Source organism: Streptomyces sp. FIT100, assembly GCF_024584805.1.
In the GTDB taxonomy this organism is placed as follows: Bacteria; Actinomycetota; Actinomycetes; order Streptomycetales; family Streptomycetaceae; genus Streptomyces.
The window spans coordinates 5,372,428-5,396,383 of sequence record NZ_CP075715.1 but is presented as its reverse complement, the minus strand read 5'-3'; the positions used below and the strand labels follow the sequence as shown (position 1 = coordinate 5,396,383).

Genomic DNA, 23,956 nt, shown 5'->3' with positions numbered 1-23,956 from the left:
CTCGTGGCGGGGCATCGGGCCCCGGCTCAACGGCAGAGCTTCATGATGGTGTCGTCGAAGTCAGGAAACTCCTGTGTGGCCTGCGCGATGATCGCGGCTGCCGACGCGCGGCGGTCCGGAGCGAATTGCTCCGCGATAGCCGCCAGGTCCCGATTGGCCTGGGGAGCCCAATCAGGCTCGGGCTCATACGAGGTGGCTGCTTCCCACGGGCCGAAGCCGTCAGCCAGCAGCCACAGGAAGGCACCCAGGTCGCGAGCGACGACGCCTGTCTCCCCTTCGGAGCCCAGAAAGACAACGGGCTGCTCTACCAGTTCCCGACCTGGACGAACCAGCCAGAACGCTGCGTTCCCGCCGGTGCCGTCCTGGCCGAATACGCAGAAGTCGTCGCCGTTCAACTCGCTGTTGCCTGTCCATGCACGGAACCACTCGGTGGTCTCATCGGCAGTCAGGAAGGACTCGTAGGGTTCGAAGTCGACACCATCCTCGCCAATGCACTCAAGCCGGACTGTCATGGCAGCGGCAAGCGCGGCGGGGAACTGACGATCTCCGTTCGCGGTCATGCGAAGACAGTAGCGATCGGTTTTGGGCTTGGCAGCACCGCCTGCTCCGTATCCACCCCCAGCTGAGACGAGGTTAAACGTCAAGATCAGCCATCGTCGTCCACGCCTCCTCGCAGTCCCCACTCATCAAGCCCGGAGTAGATCACTGCGATGCGGCCCCTGGGGAAGTCGAGCGACGTGGCCTCGCCGTTATAGAGGGCTACCAGGGAGTCGGGCCCTCTCCACCAAGAGTCGGCCAGACCCATCACCTCGCGCACCGGCGCATAACCGTTCAGGTCGATGCCATCGACGTCATCACCGACGAGCTTGGTGACCTGTTTTGCCCACATAGATGCGTGGTGAGCCAAGGCGAGCGATTCCACCCAGCCCTCGATGGTTGCATGAAGAGGTGCCCATCCATCTGCCTGGATACCGAACTCGCCAGACGGACTGATCATGAATGAGTAGGGGACTGCGGTCCGCTGCATCCCGGCTTCGAACCACCACCCTGCGGAGTCTGCTTCGGGCGAGTCCGGATCGAGGTACTTGGGGCCTCCGTCGTACTGCGGTGCGGGTGGCAAGAGCAAACCGCCCCATCGCTCTTGGTAGGCCGCCATGCGATCAATCACCGCTGCCGGGATGTCCCGCTCAAGCCACCACTGCCTGTGCCCCTCGACGGGGCGAACGTCGACCTTGACGCCATGCGTGCCGACAAAGGATCGCGCTCGTCGGGTCAGGCCGTCGGGCACATCGTTGATGAGGTGAAGATTCACCCGAGGGACGCTACCCAGTAGCCGTGGGGAGACCATGCCCGGGCCAGCCTCCGTACCCAGAAGCGGCTCTCCCCCGGTCCACGCCCTATCCCGCCCGTCTGAACATCCGAGACTGCCGATAGACGCCAGCGGACATGCCCCCGTGCTCCTCTGCGGTCGACCCACCGCCACCTGCCCGGCCGGGCACTGACACCAGCCGGTCTTCCGGTATCCGCACGCATTGCAACATCGCAGTGCAATAGTTCTGCGACCTGATCAACACACCCAAACCCGCCACACTTCGGAGCCATCATGCGTAAGCCCGCCTTGTCCGCTGCCGCAGTCGTCATCGCCTTCACAGCCGTGACGGCGTGCGGGTCAGGGAGTGATCAGAAGAACGACCAACCGAAACACACCCCCACTGCAACCGCTGGCGTCCCGACCAAGCCGGCAGCGAAGGAGCTCACCGCCAGCGACGCCTTCAAGGTCCTTTCCGGCAAGGTCGCGTCCGCCAAGCTCTCGGGCGTCGTCACCGAGGACGACGACCCGAACCGTCTCCTCGGCCGCCCCAACCAGTACACCAGCAAGGTCACGTTCACGGACTCCCGCATCAAGGTCGACGACGTCGTCGGCGCTGAGCCCGGCAGCGTCGGACTCGGCGGAGCGATCGAGGTCTTCGCGACCGCAGCCGACTCCCAAGCCCGCGCCGACTACATCCAGAAAGTCACCAAGGGCATGCCCATGCTCGCCGAGTACGACTTTGTCAGCGGCACCGTACTCATCCGCGTCAGCCACTACCTCACCCCGACCCAAGCCGCCGACTACAAGGCCGCTGCCGCCGCCCTCGGGTAGGCGCCACCACGCCGGCGGACCCGCCAATCGCTCCCCTCTGGGCGGACGCTGCAGGGAGTCCGAACGGCGCCGAGGTCGTCGCGGTCCGCCGCAGCTGATGCCCCATGAAGCAGTGGACTGCCGCTGACGACGCTCCCTGAAAGTGGTTCTGTCCGCAGTTCCGTGAACGATCTCTCAGAGGCCGTCAGGCGGATCGATAGGATCGCGGCATGATGGGAGATCCCGTGGTCACACTGCCAGAGGCTGAGCACCGACGCGTATGGGACCGTTTCTACGAGGATTTCAACTTCCAGCCAAGTGTGAGTCCGCTCAAGTGGCCGGCCATCGAGGAGCCCGTCGCGTCGGTGACCTGGAGCCTCGCTGCGCTTGACAACGATCCGGATGACGAGCGTCTGGACCGCCTGGTCGCCGTCGTCGAGCAAGGACTGTCCTCCTGCGCTGGCCCGTCAGGCACTCTGTTCGCCCTCGACTGGCAGCACCCGTCGTACCGCTTCGCACCGCAAGATGTGGGCGGTCCTGGGCAACCGGCCTGGCCGCTGAGCCCGTATCCCGACGGGGACTACTTCATCATCCTTGCGGAGGACTTCCGCTTGGGCAGCTTCGGACATCCCTGGGAAGGGTCTCTCTGCCTGTTCGGCGAGGAACTTCTCGACGTCGCGGCCACGGAGGTCGACAACGTTCTTGGCCCGCCGATCCGCAGGTCAGGCAAGGCGGTAGGCCCGGCCTGAGCTTGGACCGGGCTCAGGATGGAACCGACGGCCTGCTGCATTTCGGCGAGGTCATGGGTCCTACGCGTTCCGGTGCCGAGATCGCAGAGGATGACTGCTCAAGCCACTGGTCGAAAAAGCCGACGCCTACAACGACTGGACGGCGATCCGACAGGGAGACCGGGAACACCTGGCGGAACAGATCGTCGAGGAGGCGGGCGGCCTGCTGGACGGGCCTTGGCCGCCGCTGGACTGATCTCAGCGGCGGCAGACGAGGATCCCTCCAAGGCAGGTGATCTCGTACGCGCCGTAGCGGACGATGTGGTCGGCAACGAGTGTGCGGGCGCGATCGATGGTCGCGTCGAAGGGCACGTCGTGCTGATCCGCCCAGGCGCGGTACGAAGCCATGTGGGCGATGACAGGCTCGGGGTCGTGGACCGTGATGGTCCCCGGCAGTTCGACGTCCTCCACCTGGCTGAACTCCTCACCGAGGAAAGCCGGAGCCTTCTCCAGGGAGAAGCGGGCACTGAGCGAAATCCTGGCCGGACCGCGCTCGATGCCGAGGACGTCGCCGGCGGCCCGCTGCCAGAGGTCGTCTAGTTCGGCCTTGTCGCGGTCGCTGTTGGTGGAGGCGACCACCAGCCCGTCGCTCGCCACGACCCGAGCCAGCTCCCTGACCGCCTGGGGAATGTCGGGCACGTGGTACAGCATGTGGAGCGCGAGAGCCGCGTCGACGCTCCCCGCCGCCAGCGGAAGCCTCGTGGCATCCGCCACGGCGACCGGGCCGGAGACGCCGGCAAGGATGCCGGGAGCGACGTCGAGGCCGAGCAGGGACAGGTCCGGGCGGTCCTGGCGGAGCCGCTGGATGAACTTGCCGTTGCCGCAGCCGATATCGACGATGCGCCCGCGCACGTCGCCCAGCCGCGCGGCGATGAGGCCGGGAAGGTCGTACCGGGGTGTCTGCCACTGGTAGAGCGACTGCCGAGCGGCCAGGTCCTGGTCTCCGTTGTAAGCGCTACCCGCCAGGCGGGTCCGGTCGGTGACGGCGGCATCGTGGGCAGCGGACAGATCGGTCACGGCGGCAACTCCGGAGGGTGGGCGGCGGGCAGGGACGCACGGACGGCCGTGTGCTGGAGTCGTTCGCGCAGGTGCACTGCCTGCGCGGCTCCACCGTACTGCGCCCCTTCCAACTCCCGCCCGAGAACGGTGAGCCGGCGCACGATGCTGGCCGACATGCGCTCCGGCGAGGACTGGAGCACGAAGCCGAGCATCTCCTCCGTGCCATCCAGGTCGCCCAGGAGCATGTGCCCGCGGGCGAGATCGAGGTGCGCGGCGAACAGGTCACCAACCGACTGGTCGTCTCCGTCCGCGCTGCGATAGAGGCGGATCGCTGTCTCCGCGCTGACGATGGCCCGCTGGACGTGTTCCTGCCCGCCCACGGCCAGAAGGGTCGTTCCGGCGTACGCAAACTGCTTGGCCGCAGGGAAGTCGAAGACTCCCAGTACCTCGTCCCGACCCGAGATCGCCTCGCGCGATCTTTCGGCATCCGACAGGGCAGCGAGCGCACCTGCCGAGTCGCCGACTATCGCCAATGCCCGCGCCTCCAGACTCGCCAGCCGTGCACCGATGCTGCCGTTCGCCCTGTGCCGCCGACCGGCCTGCGCCAGCCGGGCCGCCTGCTCGTACCGCCCTGTCCAGTACGCGATTAACGACTCCACGGCCCGTACCCAGGCCAGCATCCCCTCGTGCCCCGCCGCCTCGGCACAGGCCCGTGCGGTGCGGGCGTGGGTGGCGGCGGAGTCGTAGGCGCCAAGGTCAAGGCAGACGTGCGCGGACAGGCCGCAGAGGCGAGCAGCGGAGAGGTAGAGGTCAGTGGTCTGCCGGGGGTGCTGGCGCCCGCGCAGCAGCTCGAAGGCCCCATCCCGTAACCGCCTGATCTCGACGTACTGCTCCATCAACGGGTGGCTGACGTACGTACGGGCGAGCCGGCCGACGTCTGCCTCCAGCTGCTCCACGACGAACTCGTCGGCGTTCCGCTGCGCGATGAAGCGGGCGAAGTCCGCCGACCGCACCGCGTCCTCGGAGAGTGGGTCTCCACGGACATGGGTGTTCTCGGGCGGCAGCACCGGCGGCACGATCTCCACCTCGGCGGCATCGGAGCCGTCCCGCTGCCCCTTGCTGACGGCAACAGCATGGTCGAGCACGGCAACATCGACACCGAAGAGCTGCGCCAGGTACTTCCGGGCGTAGGGAACGGGAACTCGCGCTTCGCGCTCGTACCGCCCGATCTCCTTGCCGGTCTTGGCGGAGCGCCCCTCCAGGGCGTTGTACTCGTCGGCAACCCTCTGCTGGCTCCAGCCGCGCGCGGTGCGCAGCCGGACGAGCAAGGCTCCGATCCCGGTGTCGCCCATGCCGTCCCCCAGGAACACGTGACCTCTGGCCCCCATAGTCGCCCCCGTCTTGGCCCCCGTGCTGGCTCCCGACCCAAATGAGTTAAGTCGCTTTGCTGTTGACCATGGCAAGCAGACTCACCAACGAGGCGACCGACGCCGCCCCAGATCTCCTTCCGGGCACAGGTCGGCACCGCACCACGCTGTTCCCCCGCCGCCGGACCACGCCGCGTACCGCTCGCGACTTCGTCGCCGCCACCCTGACCGAATGGGGCGAGACCGCCCGTCTCGACGACATGCGGCTGTGCACCTCGGAGCTTGTCACCAACGCCGTGCTTCACGGGGTGCCCGTGGGCCGGCTGGTCCTCGTACGCGTCGAGTCCCTCGATGAGGGGCTGCGGATCGAGGTCCACGACAGCGGCGAGAACAGGCCGACGCAGCGCGTTCCCGAGGAGTCCGCCGTCGACGGCCGCGGTTTGCTGATCGTCGCCGCGACCGCCGACAGCTGGGGCGTAAAGGACCGGACGGGCCCCGGAAAGTGCGTCTGGGCCGCATTCGACCGTGCCAAGAACGGGGCCGCGCCCCTGCCGCCCCACACCACCGGCCCCCAGGGAGACACCTCGTGACCACCCATCCCGTCTCACCGAACACCGTTCTCGCCAACGCCCTCCACCACGCCGAGGACGTCCTGACCCCACGCATCCTCGCCAGCCCGCCCGAGCGGATCGTTCTGGTCGTCGGCACCCAGATCAACGGCGCCCCGCACATCGGCACCTCGCTCGTACAGTCCCTGGCCTTCGCCATGGCCGCCCGGCTGCGCGACCGCTTCGGTCTCCCCACCGAGGTGCTCTTCAGCGCCCTCGACAACGCCCCGTACGAGCTGGCGACCGACCCGGCCAACGGCCACCACTACCAGCGCGCCTACTCCCAGGCCCTCGGCGAGCAGGCCCTGCTCGACCTCGTCACCGCCCTCCACCAACCGCTCTTCACCGCCCTGTCCAGGCGCCTGGGCATCCCTCACCGCATCGAGACGTACAGCCAGCAGCAGGCCGGCGAGCACTACCGCCGCACTTGGCTCCGGCTCCTCCCGCGCATCGACGCAGCCCGCTGGTGGCTGGCCCCTTCCACCGGGACCCCACACCTCCGCGTCCCCTGCCCGCACCCCGACTGCGGCTGGGCCGAGAAGCACGCCGAACGCACACGGGTCCACCTCACCGACCCCGAATCGGCGAAAGTCTCCGCCATCTGCCTCCACCACGGCCCGTACGAGGCCACCATCACGCCCACCGCCGGCGGCTACCTTGACCTGGCCACCCTCTACCGCAACCTGGTCAAGGAACTCGCCCTGACCAGCCCCCAGGGCACCCTGCACGTCATGGTCAAGGGCGGCGACTGGGTCTTCGGCTCCCACCTCATCGACGAGGCCCTCCAGGCCGTGGGCCTCGCGCGCGCCCAGCTCCCGGCCCGCCTGTTCTGCCCCCAGGTCGTCACCGACACCGGCGCCAAGCTCTCGAAATCCCTCATACGAGAAGGCCGTGCCCCCTTGCCCGAGGGAGCCGCCCCCTGGATGCTCGACACCCGGCAGTGGCCCGGCACCGTCACCGAGTACGCCGACCAGCTGCTCGCCATGGCCGAGACCCTGCTGTCCAACCCCCGCCACTTCTTCCGCTCGTATTCGGCTGCCGAGATCGGCCGCCTGATCACCGCACCGTCCCCCAGGAGCGTTCCCTCCCGATGACCGACCGCACCGCCCGCGTCCGCGAGCTCAACCTCTACCGCCAGTACTTCGAGCTCGTCGCCGCGGGCACCAAGACCATCGAGGTGCGGGTCAAGTACCCGCACCTCGCCGACCTCGCCGCCGGCGACACCATCCGCTTCCGCATCAAGGACACCGACGAGACCTGCGACGTGAACGTCCTCCGTGTCGCCGAGTACCCCGGCTTCGAAGCCCTCCTCGACGGCGAAGGCCCGTCCAACGTCAACCCGACCGCCACCCGCGACCAGCAGCTGGCCAACATCCGCACCATCTACGGGCCCGAGAAGGAAGCCCTCGGCGCACTCGCCATTCAGGTCCGACGGATCTCGACACCAAACTCTCGACCCTGGAGCGCAAGAACGAACACCAGGTAAACCTATTGCCGCAATCGGCGGGCACACCTAATATGCGCCAATGGATCTGCGGCAAGAAGAGATGCTTGGGCGCTTCACCTCGATGGAGCAGGGCTCGTGGACAACCGTGTACGAAGATTGGCATGAGCAGAACGGAAATGGCGGAATCTATTGCGCTTTCGCTCCGACTGCGATGCGCACGAGAATCCTCAAATCTCCGTCCTGGGATGTGAGCATGAGCGATTTTCGCCCCGGCTTCTCGCAGCACCGAGAGAACGGCGAGATCGTAACCAGGTACTTCCGCAGCAGCACCGAAGACGGCATCGAGCCGCTGGTCCTGTGCCGGGAATACCATGGCGCAGTACCGTCAACCCGAGAGCTAGCCGAACACTTTCGGCTATACCACAATCTCTACTGGGATGAGCTCAGCGCACAATTCACGCAGCCCCTGGATGACGGCACCTCATTGGCCGCCGTCAAGCTGACCGCCAACAAGATCGCAGTCCGCACAAAACTGCTGCGCCAGTTCCAGGCCGCCCAAGGGTACGACCTGATCCTCTATCTGGATTCCGTCTGCATGGGCGAGAAAGAGGACGCACTTCCCGAAGCCTTTGATCTGACCACGGACACCGCACGAATCTCCCTTCACCCCGGAGACCGAGTCGGAACCGGAAAGTTTACCCGCCTCCTCGGCACCCGCGTAGTTCCACCGCCATCGTTCGAGAAGAGAGGGATCTGGCCGTTCGAGGAGGAAGACTCCCACTTTCCGGAGTTCATTATTGCGACGGACTCCGATGGCGATGAGATTCGATACAGCTGCAATCTCGATTCTCTCAGTAACTACTTCGGAGCGAACCCCGATGCTCCACACTATCTCACGCCCGTATATTTTCTCCGGGAAGTGCTGCAGAAGTACTACGAGAAGCCTGAACTCTACACCGTATCGGACGGATATCTCAGTTGCGCATCACTATGGGGCCTGCGACTCGATAACAGCGCCCAGGATTACGTCGTCGTCTTCCTTGGAGACCTTGGTCGTGATCTACCCAGGCAGGAGCGGGACTATTGGCGCAGCTTCAACGTCACAGAAGACGGCCCACCTAGCGAGACTCTGATTCGTCGAGCATTCCTGGGGCAGCCCGCCGAGCCCACCGCCGAGGACCTACTAGTTCGCTCCAATTACCTGACCTTCAGACGCACATGGGAGGACGTCTACGGGTGGGAGCTCTTCCGGAAGCCTGAGGAAGCCGATGCAGGGCTTCTACAGCGCCTACGCCTACCCTTGAATGATTCACAGGCAGAATTCGAGTCCAGCATTCGAATTATGACCCAGCTTTTCGTTGACGCCCTCAATGAACGGGAGATCCAGAAGCGCCTGCCGGACCGCATTGATAACGAGAAGGGTATCTCAAAGTTCAAGCGCTGGATGGAACAGCAGGGTTACCCGCATGCCGAACGGGACACCCAGTTCTTGCGAAACCTCCAGGAGATCCGTTCGAAGGCGACGGCTCACCGTAAGAGCAGCGATTACGAGAAGACACTCACCAGGGTCTTCGGCGACTTGCGGGGACCGGCAGCCGTCAAGACTTTCTTCACATCAGCTCTGTCCATGCTGACCGGTCTGAGCGAATGGGCGAGCGAACCCAAGCCCCCGCAAGAGTAAGGCCGCCCTGATGGGCAATCGCCGGGCCGGGGCGCTGCCTGCCAGTCGCACACAGTCCGCAAGACACCGATCAAGACCGTCGCGCCCATCGCCAGTTAGCAGCAAGGGCAGTTCGGCTATCTTCGGCCATCATCACCGAAGGTCACCGAACCGTCCCGTTACGGAGACCAGGAAGGCCAGACCCAGGCTACTCCCGCCCTCCTGGCCCGTCGCAGGCCAGAGATCGAATGGAGCAGCCCGCCCCCCGGCGCGGGCCGCCGCCGTCCCGGGGCCCACGGGAGAGGAAGAGGAAGATGCCGGATCCCCTCACCTGCTGCGGAGGAGGACGCCACCGAGGCAAGTGATCTCGTACGCGCCGTGACGGGCGATGCGACCGGCGACGAGGACGCGCTCACGGTCGGCGGTCGCGTCGAAGGGCACATGGTGCTGATCCGCCCAGCCCGGTACGAAGCCATGTGGGCGATGACGAGCCCGGGATCGCGGATAGCCACGGTTCCCGGCAGTTCGACGATCTCCCGGCCGACCCCTCGCCAAGGAAGGCAGGGCCTTCTCCACGGAGAAACGAGCGCTGGGCGAGACCCGCGCCGCGCCGCGCCCGATGCCAAAGACGTCACCGGCGAGCCGCTGCCAGAAGTCATCGAGTTCGGTCTTGTCACTGTCACTGCCGGACAGGGCCCCTGCGGCGTCACCTGCTGTACGGCGCCAGGCGCTTATTTCCGGCGACCACCAAGGAATCGACGAGCATCTGCCAGCTGTCCAGCTCGTCGATTTCCTCAGCCGTTCTCCGGATCTCCTTGAGCCAGTCGTCCGAAAGTCGGGACCACTTGACCGTGACACGCCCCTCTTGGATGCATAGGTCGGACACCCAGTACACGCCACGAGTCGCTTGCGTTTCCTTCGGCAGCTTCCGAAGGATGCGGATGAGCGCGTCGAGGGGCATGGCCTCTCCGCGAGCGGCTGGCAGCCAGTCGTCAATCAACTCGACGAAGTCCTCAGCGCGCACCCAGTCGATGGGCTCACCGGCGACCTCGTTGTACATGCCTTGTGTCCACGAAAGCGGGCTCGGCAGCAGAGCGGCGGCGGCCCAGTCCCCCCAGTGGTGGTCGCGGTAGGAGCTCGGGGTGTCACTCAGGTAGCCGAGGGCGTGGCGCAGCAGCGACGGCCAGACGCCTCGGGCAGCTTCGGCCAAGCGTTCGTTCTCTGCACCTGCCGCAGCGAGGCCGTGAAGGAAATGCGACATCAGCTGTGCATCTGCGCGAAGAACATCGAGGTGGTCGAGCAGCGGCCCTGCGTCGCGGTTCTTCGCGAATCCTTCGAGCAGAGCCCGTGCGGCGACAAGGGTGTGCATGCCGCGGTCGTCCGCGGACCAGCCCTCTTTCTCCTGCGTGACCATGGCCCGTCGCTCGACGTCGAGAAACGCGGCGAGGAGCGTCATCGCGTCGTCGGTGCAACAGTGCTCTGCCGACGAGGCTGCGCCGAGCCCGCGAACGGCCGCGTCGAGAACCGCGATGTCCACCGAGTCGCCGGGCAGTTCCTGGAGGCGCTGAACAACGTCGCCGGTGATCCGGGCCTTCGACCGACTCTGGCCGTCCTGGTCCCAGGGACCGATTTCTGCGCCACGAGCGGTCTCGAGCATCCAGTGCAAGGCGGTCCGGTGGATGCAGGGGTCGACGTGGCAAGGAGAGTCCCAGACGACATCGCATCCACGCGCCAGGTACAGCCGAGTCTCCAAGGACGCCTTGTCTGCCATCGCAAGGCCGGCCTGGGCAACATCTTCGGCCGAGCTGCCGGCCGCTTCCAGCGGTGCAGCCAGTGCGGGTGTAAGGAACGCCGGCAGGGCTCGAGCCACAGCTCGGTCGGCACTGAGGTCGAAGTACTGGTCCTCATGGACCTGGTTCTCGGCGTCTTGGAACAATGACGCGATGCCGAGGACGAACTCGGCCGCGAACTGCGCTTCGCAGCCCAGCGCCTCCAGATCGCCGGCGGCGGCTCGTTCGACCGCTGCTCGGACGACGTGGGCAACTGCGTCCGCAGGCCGGTTCGGCATCAGGTCTTCATCGACTTCGATCAAGGCACGTCCTGCCGCCAGGTCCGCGGCGATCTCTTCCGACGAGGGCGGACCGTACTCCGCGTCGTGCTTGGCCGAGCCCCAGTACCGATTCTGAAGGCGCAGGCTAGTCTGCACGACTTCCTGGTGAGCCTCGTGCGCTTCCTGCGCTGCTTGCAGCTCAAGCGGTGGTTCAACCTCGATGTAGACCTCATCCCCATGCCGCTTAACTCGATACTGCTCCGGGTCCAGGCTTGCGGCCCAGTTCTTCGTGCGCTCCTGGCTAATGCTCAGTCGGTCGCCGTTCTCGACAAGCTTGTCGGCGACCTGCTTCAAAGCCTGGGCCCGCTTCTGTCCGCCGTTCACCATCAGCCACACGGCTACCTCACGCGGTGTCCACTGGCGGCGTTCAAGGTTTGCGAGCCCTTCGGTTGCCGCACGCAGCCCTACGTATTCACTCGTCCTGCGGCCAAACTCCAACTCCCATACAATAGGTTCGGCGAGGAAAAGGTCGAGCTCGGTATCGACTTTCTCAATGTGACGCACCAGCAGACCGAATAGCATCCCCGGAATAGCCAGGTTCTCACAGCCCTTCAAGAGTTTCTCGACAACCAACCTCGGTGACACACCCTGACTCAACCACGTGTCGGCAAGACGCTCCATCGCCTGGAGTGCGCTCATAGCCGAGTATGGGCCAACTGACGTCCCCCGATACCAGCTCCACACATGACTGTCGCCGACATACAGGCGGGCGGTGCCGTCAAGGTTTAGGACCGCACCGCGGTCTTCTCCTTCTCTGCTTTCTGGATCGACATCTACGCTTTCGTTCCGGGCGCGGACGGGCCCAGCAAATGCGTCAGGTGAACTAAGCCGCGACAGCGTCGCTACGCGCGCCCGCGCACCGCTGTTCAGGATGTCGTTCAGTACCCGCACCGATGTCGGCAACGGAGCTGCCTGAAACAGCTGCCAGAATCCACCGAAGTAGTACTGGAAGAACGGTGGTCCGAAGCCTGTCCACCGGCCCTGATGCCCCCGGACACCCTCATCTCGGTGCCAGCTCGGCTCGTCGTCGATGTAGTAGGCCGACATCAACGTCGCTAGTAGCTCTGGGGTCTTCTGCGCCAAGGCTCGGGCGCTCAGCGGCGAGTCCGCGGCCGGAGCCAGGGACGCTGGCGCGTCGTCCGCGATAGCCCGAAGGCACTCTTCGGCGGCGTCATCGATGTCCGGACCGAGCAGGGCCAACGTTTCGACGAACTCTTTCTTCGTCAGGTGGTAATCCAGCTCGCGTCGGCGACGTCGACGCTGTGGCATCCCACCGAGCAATGCCTCTCCGTCGATTTTACGGGGAGGGAACGAGTTCCAGTAGGCAAGGAGACGGTCCCGAAGCCTGATTCTTAGTTCGTTGCCGGCCGGAACGTCCGCCAGGGACAGGGATTGAAGCCAGTCCGCGAGCAGTTCAAACGACTCCTTCGACACGTTCCACGGCTCTTTGTGATCGAGGAGGAGCTGCACAACGGGCTTCGCGACCAGACGGTCGACCAGCCCATTGACCTTATGCCGCTGCTGAGCGACTCGAACTACCTCGCCGAGCACCAAACCGACCGACTGGTCCGCGCACGCCGACTTGAGGCATTTATACCCGAATGATGTCTCTAGTACCGCCTCTACCGGAACGTCGGCCCACCGGGGACCGCGTGCTGCCGCGAATATCTGGAATTGCGAGCTCAGTTCGATGAACTTTCGGACAGGCCGAGCGTCCGGTGCTTGCAGTAGCCCCTCGCACGCAAGAATGGCGGCCGACAGCGCCCACCGAGGCGCTCCTGCCGCCTGCAGCAAATCGGTGGGGCTTGGACCACGGACGAGAAGGATGGCGGTTGCGTACCGCCGGACTTCGTCATGTGCAAATTCCGGCTGATTCCGATACCGGCTCGGTGGTGCGAGCAAATGATCCCGACGCAGCGCGTCGACCGCTGCAGCATCGATGCTTGCGCGAGGTCGACGGTCCTCGGGCAGCTTCATGGTCTCTGCGGCTACTGCGAGCAACGTCTGTTCACGTGCCTCCGCCGAGCCGACGCCGGGCCGCCCATCGCCGCGAACAATCCGGCTCCACACCAGATCAAGACATTCCCACTCACCCAGTGAACTTTCTGGCTCCGCCCCGGTCCGAGCCAGAAGGTCGAGCACAACGGGCCTTCTCAGCAACGAGTTCACAGGCAGGTCCCGCAGGACCTTACGCAAGAGCGGGAAGTGGTCCGAGACGACAGAGATGCCCTCATCGTCCAACGGCCGCATCTCGAAGGATGAAATGGACTTCGCGAACCCCGACTCCACCTGTTCTCGTACGAAACCCATTGCCACGTCAGAGGTCACCGCGACGATGCCCACACCCGCCGCAGCCGCTGCCGACACCAGGTCACTCAACAGGCCGGAAGATCGCTCCAGGGCAGCATCAGCCGCATCGATGACCAGGACCCGAGAGGGTGCCGATGTCTCCGCGAGCACATCCTCCAGCGACATCCCGAGCGCATCCCGCAACTCCAAGCTCGACTGCGGCAAGCCGCGGAAGTTCACCACCACCCCCTGGAACCCAACGGGGTCTGCGGCTTCCAACCCTTCGACGGCCGACAGCGTCAGTGCGCTCTTGCCAATGCCCGACTCGCCAGACACCAGCAGAACCGAAACACGAGCACCTGCCTCGCGTAGGGCCCCGGTGAGTTGCTCGCGGCGGTCGTCGAACGAGATCTCGACCGGTCCTCCAGATGCCTCATCACCGATCGTGGTCCGCACACGGGCAACAGCCAGCTTGCGTTGTTCGGCGAGCACCGACCACGCGTGCCGGCTTCGCGTCGCGGCCGAGTCCAGGAGCACGTGAATGTCACGGCGAAGCACCTTGAGGTCCACCACGGCGCCCGCCGCGTCGTAGCGGGTTGCCTCGACCTCGAGCCGGTTCCGGACCCCCACTCCGTCGGTGGCAGCTGAGGCCACGCCGTCCAGCGACGTTGCGACTGCCGCGCGGTCACCTTCGTCCGGGCTTTGGACAGCAAAACCGAGGATGTGCAGCCGGCCGAGCAGCCGCCATGCCAGCCGCAGGATCTCTTTCGGTACTGTGCCGTTTTCGACGACCTTCTCGACCATCTTCAGAAAATGCCTCTGCCGCTCACGCACCGGCTTCGACCATCGGCCGTCGACGGCCATGGACGCTTGGAACGACTCCTGGTCGGCATGAGCCCGCGCGATATCGCAGAGCGTTGCGAGATGGTCCCACTGATTGGACCGGCCGGCGGTTGCGACAGCGACCTGGTGAATGTCTGTGTCAAACCTTTCGACTTCGGAAAGCAGCGACCCGACGAGCTTCACCGTCTCGTCATGGCTTGGGACAAAATCCGGCGTCGCGCGGCATGCCACGGCGAGGGTGACCTCGCCCGACTCATCGCCACACTCCACAAGAAGGTCATCCACCGGATGCGCCGGACCAGTTTGGAATGAGACCCTCCGAACCGGCAGCTCAGATGTCTCCCCCCGTCGTGCGCTGGTCAACATGCCGGCGAGATAGACGGCCGCGACGCGGTGCGCGAACGAAACGCCTCCACCTCCGGTGGCGTAGGTGCTCGATCCTCGCTCAGTCTTGCCGGTCGCGGCGGTGACGCCCACGCCGTTCGCATCCTGGGGAACAGTGGCGGATCTGGATGTCGTCTCGCCCTCGGACCGAGCAGCAGCATCCGGTGCAACAGACTCGTTCATGCGTTCCTCAGTGGCATCGTGCTGTCAGTGGCCGCACTGCTCACCGTAGCGGTGCGCCGAGAGCCGTGAAGTGATATGGCGCCAGTCCGCACACAGTCCGCAGGACACCCGATCGAGACCGTCGCACCCCATCGCCAGCCATCACCAAAAGGCCAGGTCAGCGACCTGCGGCACTCGTCGCTGCAGGTCACCGACCCAGCCCATTACTGGGAGACGAAGAAGGCCTGATCCGGCCTTCCTGCTCTCCCCTCTTCCGCACCCGGTCCGCAGACCGCCCGACAGGGCGGCCATGACGGGCCGGGTGCGGTCGCGTTCACCCGGACTGGCCGAGGCGGCCATCGGTATGCCCGGACCCGATGAGCGGGCCCGTCCCGAGCCCCGGCCGGTCGGGGGCGGCGGGTGCTGCTCATGCCGCAGGGGCGTGCAGCAGCGGGCTCTTGTTGCGGAGGAGCCACTGGCGGTACGTGGAGGCGCGCAGCGCTGCCTCGCGGTAGGCCGCGGCGAGTTCGGCGTAGACGAGGGCGTACGTCTCCTCGCTGCCGCCCGGGTGGCGGCAGAGCAGCAGACGGACGGCGAGCGGGTCGTTCCGTAAGGGGCGGATGGCCATGTCGTCGCGCGGGCCCGAGGTGGGCTGGCAGGGGGCGACGGCCTCGCCGACCACGATGAGGGACGCGGCCGTGTGGTAGTCCGCGTGCAGGACCGGGGGGTCGATTCCGGCCGCGGCGAGGACGCGGCGCAGCCCGTCCCATTCGCCGTCGACCGTGGGGTCGACCATCCAGTGGTCCTCCGCGAGGTCGGTCAGGTCGACGACGGGGGCCGCGGCGGCCGGGTGGTCACGGGCCATGGAGATGAACTGGGGCTCGCGCTCGACGAGTACGCGCTGCTCCAGCCCGTCCGGCATCCGCAGCGGGCAGCCCTCCACCTCGTGGACGAAGGCGACGTCGAGATGGCCCGCGGCGACCATGCGGAGCAGGGCGTTGGCCGAGACGTTCATGTGGAGGGAGAGCTCCGTGCCGTCGGGCAGCCGCTGCCGGAGGCGGCGGAGCCAGCCGACCAGGGCGCGGCTCGCGGTGGAGCCGATGCGCAGACGGCGGTCGTCGGCCCGGGCGACGGTGGCCCTGGCCTCCCGTACCAGCGCGGACATCTCGGCGACGAGCGGACGGGCGCGGCTCAGCACCGCGTGGCCCAGCGGGGTCGGCCGGCAGCCCGTGCGCCCGCGCTGGAACAGCTCGGCGCCGAGGGCGTTCTCGATGCGGCGCAGCTGGGTCGTCAGGGAGGGCTGGCTCATTCCCAGCTGCCGGGCGGCCTTGTGCAGGCTGCCCGTGTCGGCGATCGCGCACAGCGCGCGCAGGTGCCTCACCTCCAGCTCCATGCGTCGAGCGTAGGACGGTGTGTTCCGTCACACCAGACACCGGAGTCGCAGTAATTTGCCGCGTCTGCAAGGTGGTTGGGGCTGCTCGTTGGCGTGATGCGGTGGTGCTATCGCCTGTTGGCATCATCCGCGGACGGCCAGTGCTCCCCGAAACTCTGCTCTACCGAACCCCCACTCGGATGAGCAGGAGAACCCCCCATGCAACATCCCAAGGCGTTAGTTTCCGCCGCCCTCGGTCTCGGCCTCGCCGCGGCCCTGACCGCCACCGTACCCGCCGCAGCCGTCCCCGCGGCCGCGATCCCCAACGCCAGTCCCTCGTCATCGGCGCCTGCTTCGGCCGTGGCCTACGCCGGCTCGGCGGAGGACGCGCAGGCGACGAGGGCCTTCTTCGACGCGGTCGTGAAGTCGGTCGCCGAGAAGCGCGCCAAGAACCCCGGTGCCCAGGCCGTCACCGTCGTCTACAGCACGAGCAACGCGCCCAGCTTCCGTTCCCAGATAGCGGCCAGCACCCAGATATGGAACGGCTCGGTCGCCAACGTCCGCCTGACGGAGGGCAGCAGCCCGGACTTCCAGTACTACGAGGGCAACGACCCGCGCGGCTCGTACGCCAGCACCGACGGACACGGCCGCGGTTACATCTTCCTCGACTACCGGCAGAACCAGCAGTACAACTCCACCCGCGTCACCGCCCACGAGACCGGCCACGTGCTCGGGCTGCCCGACCACTACTCGGGTCCGTGCAGCGAGCTGATGTCGGGCGGCGGGCCCGGAACGTCCTGCCAGAACGCCTACCCGGACGCGGCCGAGCGGGCCCGCGTCGACCAGCTGTGGGCGAACGGCCTCGCCGCCGCCCTCGCGAAGGTCTCCTGACCCGTCGGCCGGGCCTGCGGGCCCGGCCCTCGGCAGCCACCCCCCACCCCCATGGCGCCCCGCGCCCAGGTGTCCTCACCTGGGCGCGGGGCGTTTCCGTGTGGTCCGCGGCAGCACCGGGCGGGGGGTCAGGCGCTCGCCAGCAGCCTCCGTCCGAATTCCGCGCCCTCCGGCAGCTGGCGCCGGATACGGCCGAGGGCCTCGTCGAAGTCACCGCCGGCGATCCCGGACTCGTACGCCGCCCCGCCGAAGTGCAGGGTCAGGCTCAGATCGACGCGGTCGCGGCGGTCCCCCGTGCCGTGCTCGCCGACGGACAACAGGCAGCTGAGCGTCGCCCGGTGCTCCACCCCGTCGAGGGCGACGGGCAGCGGCAGATCCCATTCCAGTACGCAGCCGGAGAGGGCCTCGCCCGAGTCCACCGCGCACAGTGCGGCGAATCCCGGCCCCTCGTACTCGTTTCCCCTGATGCGGGTGCGCACTTCCCGCCCCTGCGTGGTGACCGAGACCGTGATGGCGATCGATTCCGCACCCCGGCGGTCCCGGTACCAGCCGGTCCAGACTTCCGTCGACTCCGATGACATGGCGCGGACTGTAGCGGTATGACTGGCTCCGCTGTACAGCCGGTCACCCCTTCGACGCGTCGAACGCCCGAACGGCCCTCACCGGCGCCGCCGGCCTAGGTGGACGGCCCCGCGGCCGAGCCCGTCGTGGCCTCCCCGTCCCCGCGCCCGCCCGTGCCCCTGTCTGCGGCGTCCGGCCCCTCGGTGGGCTCGGTGCCGAGCCCGCAGTCGGGGTTGTGACAGGCGTCGCGGACCCACTCGGGGACGAAAGCCCCGAGCACCTTGCGTCGTTTGATGACGGTACCGAGAGGCTGTCCACAGGCCGGGCACACCTGCTCGTCCTGCGGGCGGCGGACGGTCCGACGTCCTTCGCTGCCCATGGCTCAAGGATAGGGCGGCATGCTCAGGACGAACAGCGCACGAGGAACAGCGCACGAGGAGCCCTCTCGCGTCAGCCTCCCGGCACGGCTAACGCTTCCGGGTGTACTTCCGCACGAGCACGCCGCTGTCGAACGTGCGCACCCAGTCCAGTGTGAAGTCCGTGACCGCGAAGTCCGTGCCGAACATCGGCATGCCGGCGCCGTACACCTGCGGGTAGGTCTTGATCACCAGCTCGTCGATCTCGTCGATGAGCTCACCGGCGAGCTGCGAGCCCCCGCAGAGGTAGATGCCGAGGCCGCTGTCCTCCGCCTTGAGCGCGCGGACCCTGCCGACCAAGTCGTCGGAGATGATCTCGACGTTCGGATCGGGCGACTTCTCCAGGGTGCGCGAGGCGACGTACTCGCGCAGCTGTCCGTACGGGCTGGTGATGCCGGCGTCCAGCGCCAGCTGGTAGCTGGCCCGGCCCTGGATCAGCGTGTCGAAGTGCTTGTTCGCGGCGTCCTGGAGTCCCAGCGCACCGCGCGCCTGGACGGGGAGGGTCTCGGGGTACTCGGCCTTCAGGAACTCCAGGTACTCCGCGGCGGCGAAGCCGAACATGGACGACGCGTCGCCGTTCGGGTCGCCGATGAAGCCGTCGATCGAGCAGGCGATGAAGTAGGTGAGCTGACGCACTGCGGTCCTCTGTTTCTGCTGATGCCGGTGTTCTCCGGTGATGCCGGCCGGCGGTGGAGCGTGCTGGTCCAGGGCGCTCGGAGACCGGGGATTCGGGGAGGCCCGGGAGTCAGGAGCCGTCCCCCGGGCCCGCGGGCTCGCGCCACATCGGCCACATGTGCGGACCGTCGGGAAGGTCGACCGTACGGCCCGTGAAGGCGAAACCGAGCCGCTCGTACAGCCCGCGGCTGCGGACGTTGCTGGCCTCCAGATAGGCCGGCACGCCCTCGCGGTCGCAGCGCTCCAGCACCGGGGCGATGAGCGCGGAGCCGAGGCCCTGGCCCTGGTGCTCCGGGGAGACGGCGATGAGCAGCAGATAGGCATGCGCGCGGTCGTGCGGATGGACCGCGCCGGTCAGCCGCCCGACGAGCTCGGCCCGTTCGTTGTCCGGGTCGGCGATCTCCCGCATCCGGGCGGGGGTGTCGTCCTCCTCGTCCGGCAGCCCGGCGGGCACGTCGAGCCAGAGCGCCACGGCCGTCCCGTCCTCGGTCATGTCGATCCGGCCCTCGGCGAGCGCGATGTCGGCGAAGACGCCCATGAAGACGCCGTGCACCCGGCGCCGGTGGTCCTCGTCGGGGAAGACCCAGCTGCTCACCGGGTCGTGCCGGAACACCTCGTCGAGCAGCCGCGTCACCGTCTCCCGGTCCGCCTGCCCCGCCTGCCGTATGCGTACGCCCATGCCCGGCCCCTCTCTCGGATCTCTGTGATCAGCAACAGGTCGCAGTGATCCTAGAGTTGGCGGGCCGGGCGCGGGCAGGCGGCCTGCTCAGCGTCAGCGGGTGCGGCGTGTGACGAACTCCGCAAGGGACAGCAGGTCCCCGGCGGCCGCCAGGTCCGGCACGGCCCGGGACAGCTGCTGGACCGCCCGGGACATCCGGTCCGCGGCCTGGAGCTGCGCCCAGTCCCGGCCGCCCGCTCGGTCCACGGCGTCGGCGGCGCGCCGGACCGCCTGCGGGTCCATGGGCCGCCGGTACAGCTCGGCCAGCTCCGCGCCCGCCGCGGTGCCCGAGCGCAGCGCCGCGACCACCGGAAGGGACTTCTTGTACGCGGCCAGATCGGAGCCGGCCGGTTTGCCCGTGCGCTCCGGATCGCCCCAGATGCCGATCAGGTCGTCGATGAGCTGGAAGGCCAGCCCCGCCTCCCGTCCGAAGGCGTCCATCGCGGCGGCCGTCTCCTCGCCCGCTCCCGCGTACAGCGCGCCGAGGGCGCAGGCGCAGCCCAGCAGCGCCCCGGTCTTCGCGGTGGCCATGGCGAGGCACTCGTCGAGCGTGACCTCGTGCGGTCCGCGCTGCTCGAAGGCGCAGTCCGCCTGCTGTCCGGCGCAGAGCTCGATGACGCAGGCGGCGAGCCGGGCCGAGGCGGCGGCGGACGCCGGGTGGCGGTCCTCCGCGAGCAGCCTCAGGGCGAGCGCGAGCATCGCGTCGCCGGCGACGATGGCGTCGGGAGTGCCGAACACGGCCCAGGCGGTGGGCCGATGACGGCGGGTCGGGTCCGCGTCGATCACGTCGTCGTGGAGCAGCGTGAAGTTGTGGGCGAGCTCGACGGCCGCCGCGGCCCGCACGGCCTGGGGCGGATCCCCGCCCAACGCTCTCGTGGCGGCGAGCACGAGGGCGGGCCTGATCGCCTTTCCGGCGGAACCGGCGGCCGGGGTGCCGTCGGCGTGCTCCCAGCCGAAGTGGTACATCGCCACGCGGCGTATGGAGCCGGGCAGCGACTCGACGGTGTCGCGCAGCCGGGGGTTCACGGCCGTGCGGGTGCGCTCCAGGAGTACCGCGGCCTCGTGGCCGTCGGTGGCGGCGTCGGTGCTGGTCATGGTCACGGTCTCTTCCTCTGCGAAAGGCGGTGGGGCGGGGCGGCCGCCGGCATGGGCCGCGGCCGCCCCGCCGGTTCGGAGGGCCGGCGCAGGCGCCGGCCGACCGGTCAGCGCCAGCGGCTGACCTCGACGTTCTCCAGTACGCCGAGGGCGTCGGGGACGAGGACCGCGGCCGAGTAGTAGGCCGTGACCAGGTACGAGATGATCGCCTGCTCATCGATGCCCATGAAGCGGACCGAGAGGCTCGGCTCGATCTCGTCGGGGATGCCGCTCTGCCGCAGGCCGACGACGCCCTGGTCGTCCTCGCCCGTACGCATGCACAGGATCGAGGTGGTCCTGGCGTCGGAGACCGGGATCTTGTTGCACGGGAAGATGGGGACTCCGCGCCAGGCGGGGATGCGGTGGCCGCCGATGTCCACCGTGTCCGGGTAGATCCCGCGCCTGCTGCACTCTCGGCCGAAGGCCGCGATGGCGCGCGGATGGGCCAGGAAGAGCTTGGAGCCGCGCCGCCGCGACAGCAGTTCGTCCATGTCGTCCGGCCCGGGAACGCCGTCGTGCGGCTGGAGCCGCTGCCCGTAGTCGCAGTTGGCCAGGAGCCCGAACTCCCGGTTGTTGATGAGCTCGTCCTCCTGGCGCTCGCGCAGGGCCTCGACGGTCAGCCGCAGCTGCTGCTCCGTCTGGTTCATCGGCTGGTTGTAGAGGTCCGCCACCCGGCTGTGGACCTTCAGCACGGTCTGGGCGACGCTCAGTTCGTATTCGCGGGGGGCCGCCTCGTAGTCCACATAGGTGTGCGGAACGACGGCTTCGCCGACGTGGCCCGCGGACAGGTCGATGGCGGCCTCGCCGTACTTGTTGGTCCGCTGGTGCGGCAGCGACCGAAGCGAGAGGAGATGGGCGCCGAGCGACTCGGCGCGGTCGGCGAGGGTGAGCACGTCCTGCCGGGTCAGCTCCAGCACGACACAGGCGGTGGCCGCCCGCGCCGTCCACTCCCATACGACGGCGCCGTCGACGAGCGACCGGTCGCCGAAGTGCGCGCCGTCGGCGAGGACTCCGAGCACCGCCTCGTCCCCGTAGGGCCCCGCGCCGATCTGCTCCACGCGGCCGTGCGCGAGGAGGAGGACCCGGTCGGCCGGCTCCCCCTCGGCGGCGAGCACGTCACCGGGGGCGAACTCCACCTGGCGGCAGCGCTGGGCCAGTTCGGCCAGGACCGCCTCGTCGCCGTATCCGCGCAGGGACGGCAGCTCCCCGAGCTCGGCGGGGATGACCTGGACCTGGCCTCCGGTCTGGACGAAGGTGACGCGCCCGTCGCCCACCGAGTGGCTGAGCCGCCGGTTGACCCGGTACGCGCCGCCCTGGACCTGGACCCAGGGCAGCATCCGCAGCAGCCACCTGGAGGTGATCTCCTGCATCTGCGGCGCCGACTTGGTGGTGGTCGCCAGGTTCCGCGCGGCGGCCGTACCGAGACTCTGCTGCGGCAGCGCCCGGTCCCGTCCGTCCTCGCGCGCCTCGTCACCGACCGGACCAACCGAACCGACCGAACCAACCGACATGAGACTCCCTCACGATCATGGGTTGACCTGCGAGGAAGAGCCTTCCAGCACGGTGAGTGGGCTCGCCATTACACAAATGAGTGGGACTAGTCGGTGCCGGGCGGGGCAGGAGGCACGCCTCCGCGCGCCGGGGGTCATCACGCCTTCGGCTGTCCGGATCGCATCGCATACGGTGCGAACACGGCGGGTGGTCAACGGGGTTGGGTACACATCCGGTACGGGCCGTTCCGGCTCGTACCGCCCCGGCACCACCCCACCCCACACGAAGGAGTCGGCCATGTCCCCACCCATGTCCGCGAGCAGCTTCCTCGACGCCCTGCGCGACGAGGGGCTCACGGTCGTCGAAGTCGGCGACTGGCGTACGCACAACCGCAATCACAAGGGCCCTTGGGGTCCCGTACACGGCGTGATGATCCATCACACCGTCACCAAGGGCACCGCGAACACCGTCCGCATCTGCCGCGACGGCTATGCCTCCCTCCCCGGGCCCCTCTGTCACGGCGTCATCGCCAAGGACGGCAAGGTCCATCTGGTCGGTTACGGCCGCGCCAACCACGCAGGTCTCGGCGACGACGACGTCCTGCGCGCCGTCATCGCCGAGCGGGGCCTGCCCCCGGACGACGAGGCCAACACCGACGGGAACCGCCACTTCTACGGCTTCGAGTGCGAGAACCTCGGCGACGGCAAGGACCCGTGGCCGGCGGTCCAGCTGGAGGCCATCGAGAAGGCCGCCGCGGCGGTCTGCCGCCGCCACGGGTGGAACCAGCGCTCCGTGATCGGCCACCTGGAGTGGCAGCCCGGCAAGATCGACCCGCGCGGCTTCACCATGGCGTCGATGCGCGCGCGCATCGAGGAACGGCTGAAGTAACGGCTGACGCAGCGGCTGACGTAGCAGCTGACGCAGCGGGTGAAGTGACGCAGGGGGCTCCTCGTCCGGATCGGCCCACCAAGATCCGGACGGCGGGCCCCGGGTGACAATGTCCGGGTGAACGCGTTCGACCTCGCCGACCTGCGCCCCCGGCTCCCCTCCCCCGTGGAGCCGGTCGAGGACGAGCGCTTCACCCGGCACGGCGTACGGCTGCTGCTCAAGCGCGACGATCTGATCCACCCGGATCTTCCGGGCAACAAATGGCGCAAGCTCGCGCCAAACCTGGCGGCCGCGGCCGGACGCCCGGTCCTGACCTTCGGCGGGGCGTACTCCAACCATCTGCGGGCCACCGCCGCCGCGGGCCGGCTGCTCGGTTTCCCCACCATCGGGGTCGTACGCGGCGAGGAACTCGCGGGACGGCCGCTGAACCCCTCGCTCGCCCGGTGCGCGGCGGACGGGATGCGGCTGCGTTTCGTGGACCGCGCGACGTACCGCCGCAAGGCCGATCCGCAGGTGCTGACCGAACTGCTGACCGGACTGTCGGCCGATCTGCCGAGCGAGTACCGCGACTGCTACGTCGTCCCGGAGGGCGGTAGCAACACGGCTGCCGTACGGGGCTGCGTGGAGCTCGGGCGCGAACTGCACGGCGTGGCCGACGTGGTCGCCGTGGCCTGTGGGACGGGCGGGACGCTGGCCGGGCTCGCCGCCGAGCTCGCCCCGGGGCAGCGTGCGCTCGGTATCGCCGTGCTCAAGGGCGGCTTCCTCGCCGATGACGTGCGGGACCTTCAGCAGGACGCCTTCGGCGGCCCGGCGGGCGACTGGTCGCTGGACGACCGCTTCCACTTCGGCGGCTACGCCCGCACGGACCCCGTGCTCGACGCCTTCGCCGAGGACTTCGAGGCGCGGCACGGACTGCCCGTGGAACGTCTCTATGTCGCCAAAATGCTGTACGGGCTCGTCGCCCTCGCCGGCGAAGGCGCCTTCCCGCCGGGGACGGCCCTCGCGGCGGTCGTCACCGGCAGCGGGTGACC

At 68.0% G+C, this 23,956-nt stretch carries 21 protein-coding genes; 9 read left to right on the top strand and 12 right to left on the bottom strand.

Annotated elements, in window-relative coordinates:
• Positions 1 to 26 precede the first annotated feature (26 nt).
• Both KK483_RS24395 and KK483_RS24390 read right to left on the bottom strand, forming a co-directional pair.
• Positions 27 to 560 (bottom strand): SMI1/KNR4 family protein, encoded by a 534-nt coding sequence (locus KK483_RS24395; RefSeq protein WP_262007371.1) that lies wholly within the window; start codon positions 558 to 560, stop codon positions 27 to 29.
• A gap of 86 nt (positions 561 to 646) precedes the next feature.
• On the bottom strand, positions 647 to 1,312 hold the full coding sequence (locus KK483_RS24390) for a hypothetical protein (RefSeq protein ID WP_262007370.1): 666 nt from the start codon (positions 1,310 to 1,312) through the stop codon (positions 647 to 649).
• A gap of 291 nt (positions 1,313 to 1,603) precedes the next feature.
• On the opposite strand from KK483_RS24390, the gene KK483_RS24385 reads away from it, so the two are divergent.
• Positions 1,604 to 2,143 (top strand): hypothetical protein, encoded by a 540-nt coding sequence (locus KK483_RS24385; RefSeq protein ID WP_262007369.1) that lies wholly within the window; start codon positions 1,604 to 1,606, stop codon positions 2,141 to 2,143.
• Between the two features lie 209 nt (positions 2,144 to 2,352).
• Entirely contained in the window at positions 2,353 to 2,871 is a 519-nt protein-coding gene (locus KK483_RS24380) for a DUF2716 domain-containing protein (protein WP_262007368.1), read from the top strand.
• A 237-nt stretch (positions 2,872 to 3,108) separates the two neighbouring features.
• Here the strand turns inward: KK483_RS24380 and KK483_RS24375 are convergent, their stop codons facing one another.
• Together KK483_RS24375 and KK483_RS24370 are read right to left on the bottom strand one after the other, a co-directional pair.
• Entirely contained in the window at positions 3,109 to 3,927 is an 819-nt protein-coding gene (locus KK483_RS24375) for a class I SAM-dependent methyltransferase (RefSeq protein WP_262007367.1), read from the bottom strand.
• The gene (locus KK483_RS24370; RefSeq protein ID WP_262007366.1) at positions 3,924 to 5,261 is read right to left on the bottom strand and encodes a helix-turn-helix domain-containing protein; all 1,338 of its coding nucleotides are present in this window, start codon (positions 5,259 to 5,261) and stop codon (positions 3,924 to 3,926) included. The genes KK483_RS24375 and KK483_RS24370 overlap by 4 nt, the downstream gene beginning before the upstream one ends.
• Before the next feature lie 104 nt (positions 5,262 to 5,365).
• Here KK483_RS24370 and KK483_RS24365 point away from each other — a divergent pair, with 104 nt between their 5' ends.
• From KK483_RS24365 to KK483_RS24350, 4 genes are read left to right on the top strand one after another with little or no spacing between them, the layout of a single operon-like run.
• Entirely contained in the window at positions 5,366 to 5,866 is a 501-nt protein-coding gene (locus KK483_RS24365) for an ATP-binding protein (RefSeq protein ID WP_262007365.1), read from the top strand.
• The gene (locus KK483_RS24360) at positions 5,863 to 6,978 is read left to right on the top strand and encodes a hypothetical protein (RefSeq protein ID WP_262007364.1); all 1,116 of its coding nucleotides are present in this window, start codon (positions 5,863 to 5,865) and stop codon (positions 6,976 to 6,978) included. The genes KK483_RS24365 and KK483_RS24360 overlap by 4 nt, the downstream gene beginning before the upstream one ends.
• Positions 6,975 to 7,370: an ASCH domain-containing protein gene (locus KK483_RS24355; protein WP_262007363.1), complete on the top strand. Its 396-nt coding sequence runs from the start codon at positions 6,975 to 6,977 to the stop codon at positions 7,368 to 7,370. Before KK483_RS24360 ends, KK483_RS24355 begins: the two co-directional genes overlap by 4 nt.
• A gap of 40 nt (positions 7,371 to 7,410) precedes the next feature.
• Positions 7,411 to 9,012, top strand: a complete 1,602-nt coding sequence (locus KK483_RS24350; RefSeq protein WP_262007362.1) for a hypothetical protein — start codon at positions 7,411 to 7,413, stop codon at positions 9,010 to 9,012.
• 685 nt (positions 9,013 to 9,697) lie between these two features.
• On the opposite strand, the gene KK483_RS24345 is transcribed toward KK483_RS24350, so the two are convergent.
• Both KK483_RS24345 and KK483_RS24340 read right to left on the bottom strand, forming a co-directional pair.
• Positions 9,698 to 14,800 carry a hypothetical protein gene (locus KK483_RS24345; RefSeq protein ID WP_262007361.1) on the bottom strand — a complete coding sequence of 1,701 codons (5,103 nt, stop codon included), beginning with the start codon at positions 14,798 to 14,800 and terminating at the stop codon, positions 9,698 to 9,700.
• Between the two features lie 406 nt (positions 14,801 to 15,206).
• The gene (locus KK483_RS24340) at positions 15,207 to 16,172 is read right to left on the bottom strand and encodes a LysR family transcriptional regulator (protein WP_262007360.1); all 966 of its coding nucleotides are present in this window, start codon (positions 16,170 to 16,172) and stop codon (positions 15,207 to 15,209) included.
• Between the two features lie 198 nt (positions 16,173 to 16,370).
• Between KK483_RS24340 and snpA the strand changes: the two genes are divergently transcribed.
• Positions 16,371 to 17,042, top strand: coding sequence for a snapalysin (gene snpA / locus KK483_RS24335; protein WP_262007359.1), 672 nt, complete (start codon positions 16,371 to 16,373; stop codon positions 17,040 to 17,042).
• A gap of 128 nt (positions 17,043 to 17,170) precedes the next feature.
• On the opposite strand, the gene KK483_RS24330 is transcribed toward snpA, so the two are convergent.
• The 6 genes from KK483_RS24330 to KK483_RS24305 all read right to left on the bottom strand — a co-directional run bounded on the left by KK483_RS24330 (position 17,171) and on the right by KK483_RS24305 (position 22,057).
• Entirely contained in the window at positions 17,171 to 17,623 is a 453-nt protein-coding gene (locus KK483_RS24330; protein ID WP_262007358.1) for a DUF6304 family protein, read from the bottom strand.
• Positions 17,624 to 17,718: 95 nt separating this feature from the next.
• Positions 17,719 to 17,982: a hypothetical protein gene (locus tag KK483_RS24325; RefSeq protein ID WP_262007357.1), complete on the bottom strand. Its 264-nt coding sequence runs from the start codon at positions 17,980 to 17,982 to the stop codon at positions 17,719 to 17,721.
• Between the two features lie 88 nt (positions 17,983 to 18,070).
• Positions 18,071 to 18,655 carry a dihydrofolate reductase family protein gene (locus KK483_RS24320; RefSeq protein WP_262007356.1) on the bottom strand — a complete coding sequence of 195 codons (585 nt, stop codon included), beginning with the start codon at positions 18,653 to 18,655 and terminating at the stop codon, positions 18,071 to 18,073.
• A 109-nt stretch (positions 18,656 to 18,764) separates the two neighbouring features.
• On the bottom strand, positions 18,765 to 19,373 hold the full coding sequence (locus KK483_RS24315) for an N-acetyltransferase (RefSeq protein WP_262007355.1): 609 nt from the start codon (positions 19,371 to 19,373) through the stop codon (positions 18,765 to 18,767).
• 93 nt (positions 19,374 to 19,466) lie between these two features.
• Complete coding sequence (locus KK483_RS24310; protein WP_262009672.1) at positions 19,467 to 20,507, bottom strand: family 2 encapsulin nanocompartment cargo protein polyprenyl transferase; 1,041 nt, start codon at positions 20,505 to 20,507, stop codon at positions 19,467 to 19,469.
• Between the two features lie 107 nt (positions 20,508 to 20,614).
• Positions 20,615 to 22,057 (bottom strand): family 2B encapsulin nanocompartment shell protein, encoded by a 1,443-nt coding sequence (locus tag KK483_RS24305; protein WP_262007354.1) that lies wholly within the window; start codon positions 22,055 to 22,057, stop codon positions 20,615 to 20,617.
• A 277-nt stretch (positions 22,058 to 22,334) separates the two neighbouring features.
• Here KK483_RS24305 and KK483_RS24300 point away from each other — a divergent pair, with 277 nt between their 5' ends.
• Together KK483_RS24300 and KK483_RS24295 are read left to right on the top strand one after the other, a co-directional pair.
• Positions 22,335 to 22,925, top strand: a complete 591-nt coding sequence (locus KK483_RS24300) for an N-acetylmuramoyl-L-alanine amidase (protein WP_262007353.1) — start codon at positions 22,335 to 22,337, stop codon at positions 22,923 to 22,925.
• A 117-nt stretch (positions 22,926 to 23,042) separates the two neighbouring features.
• Positions 23,043 to 23,954: a 1-aminocyclopropane-1-carboxylate deaminase/D-cysteine desulfhydrase gene (locus KK483_RS24295; RefSeq protein ID WP_262007352.1), complete on the top strand. Its 912-nt coding sequence runs from the start codon at positions 23,043 to 23,045 to the stop codon at positions 23,952 to 23,954.
• Positions 23,955 to 23,956: the final 2 nt, after the last annotated feature.

Bases quoted from the DNA above. Each gene is read 5' to 3' on its own strand.
- KK483_RS24395 (WP_262007371.1), bottom strand. From the start codon at position 560: ATGACCGCGAACGGAGATCGTCAGTTCCCCGCCGCGCTTGCCGCTGCC.
- KK483_RS24385 (WP_262007369.1), top strand. From the start codon at position 1,604: ATGCGTAAGCCCGCCTTGTCCGCTGCCGCAGTCGTCATCGCCTTCACA.
- KK483_RS24380 (WP_262007368.1), top strand. From the start codon at position 2,353: ATGATGGGAGATCCCGTGGTCACACTGCCAGAGGCTGAGCACCGACGC.
- KK483_RS24370 (WP_262007366.1), bottom strand. From the start codon at position 5,261: ATGGGCGACACCGGGATCGGAGCCTTGCTCGTCCGGCTGCGCACCGCG.
- KK483_RS24365 (WP_262007365.1), top strand. From the start codon at position 5,366: ATGGCAAGCAGACTCACCAACGAGGCGACCGACGCCGCCCCAGATCTC.
- KK483_RS24355 (WP_262007363.1), top strand. From the start codon at position 6,975: ATGACCGACCGCACCGCCCGCGTCCGCGAGCTCAACCTCTACCGCCAG.
- KK483_RS24350 (WP_262007362.1), top strand. From the start codon at position 7,411: ATGGATCTGCGGCAAGAAGAGATGCTTGGGCGCTTCACCTCGATGGAG.
- KK483_RS24345 (WP_262007361.1), bottom strand. From the start codon at position 14,800: ATGAACGAGTCTGTTGCACCGGATGCTGCTGCTCGGTCCGAGGGCGAG.
- KK483_RS24340 (WP_262007360.1), bottom strand. From the start codon at position 16,172: ATGGAGCTGGAGGTGAGGCACCTGCGCGCGCTGTGCGCGATCGCCGAC.
- snpA (WP_262007359.1), top strand. From the start codon at position 16,371: ATGCAACATCCCAAGGCGTTAGTTTCCGCCGCCCTCGGTCTCGGCCTC.
- KK483_RS24330 (WP_262007358.1), bottom strand. From the start codon at position 17,623: ATGTCATCGGAGTCGACGGAAGTCTGGACCGGCTGGTACCGGGACCGC.
- KK483_RS24325 (WP_262007357.1), bottom strand. From the start codon at position 17,982: ATGGGCAGCGAAGGACGTCGGACCGTCCGCCGCCCGCAGGACGAGCAG.
- KK483_RS24315 (WP_262007355.1), bottom strand. From the start codon at position 19,373: ATGGGCGTACGCATACGGCAGGCGGGGCAGGCGGACCGGGAGACGGTG.
- KK483_RS24310 (WP_262009672.1), bottom strand. From the start codon at position 20,507: ATGACCAGCACCGACGCCGCCACCGACGGCCACGAGGCCGCGGTACTC.
- KK483_RS24305 (WP_262007354.1), bottom strand. From the start codon at position 22,057: ATGTCGGTTGGTTCGGTCGGTTCGGTTGGTCCGGTCGGTGACGAGGCG.
- KK483_RS24300 (WP_262007353.1), top strand. From the start codon at position 22,335: ATGTCCCCACCCATGTCCGCGAGCAGCTTCCTCGACGCCCTGCGCGAC.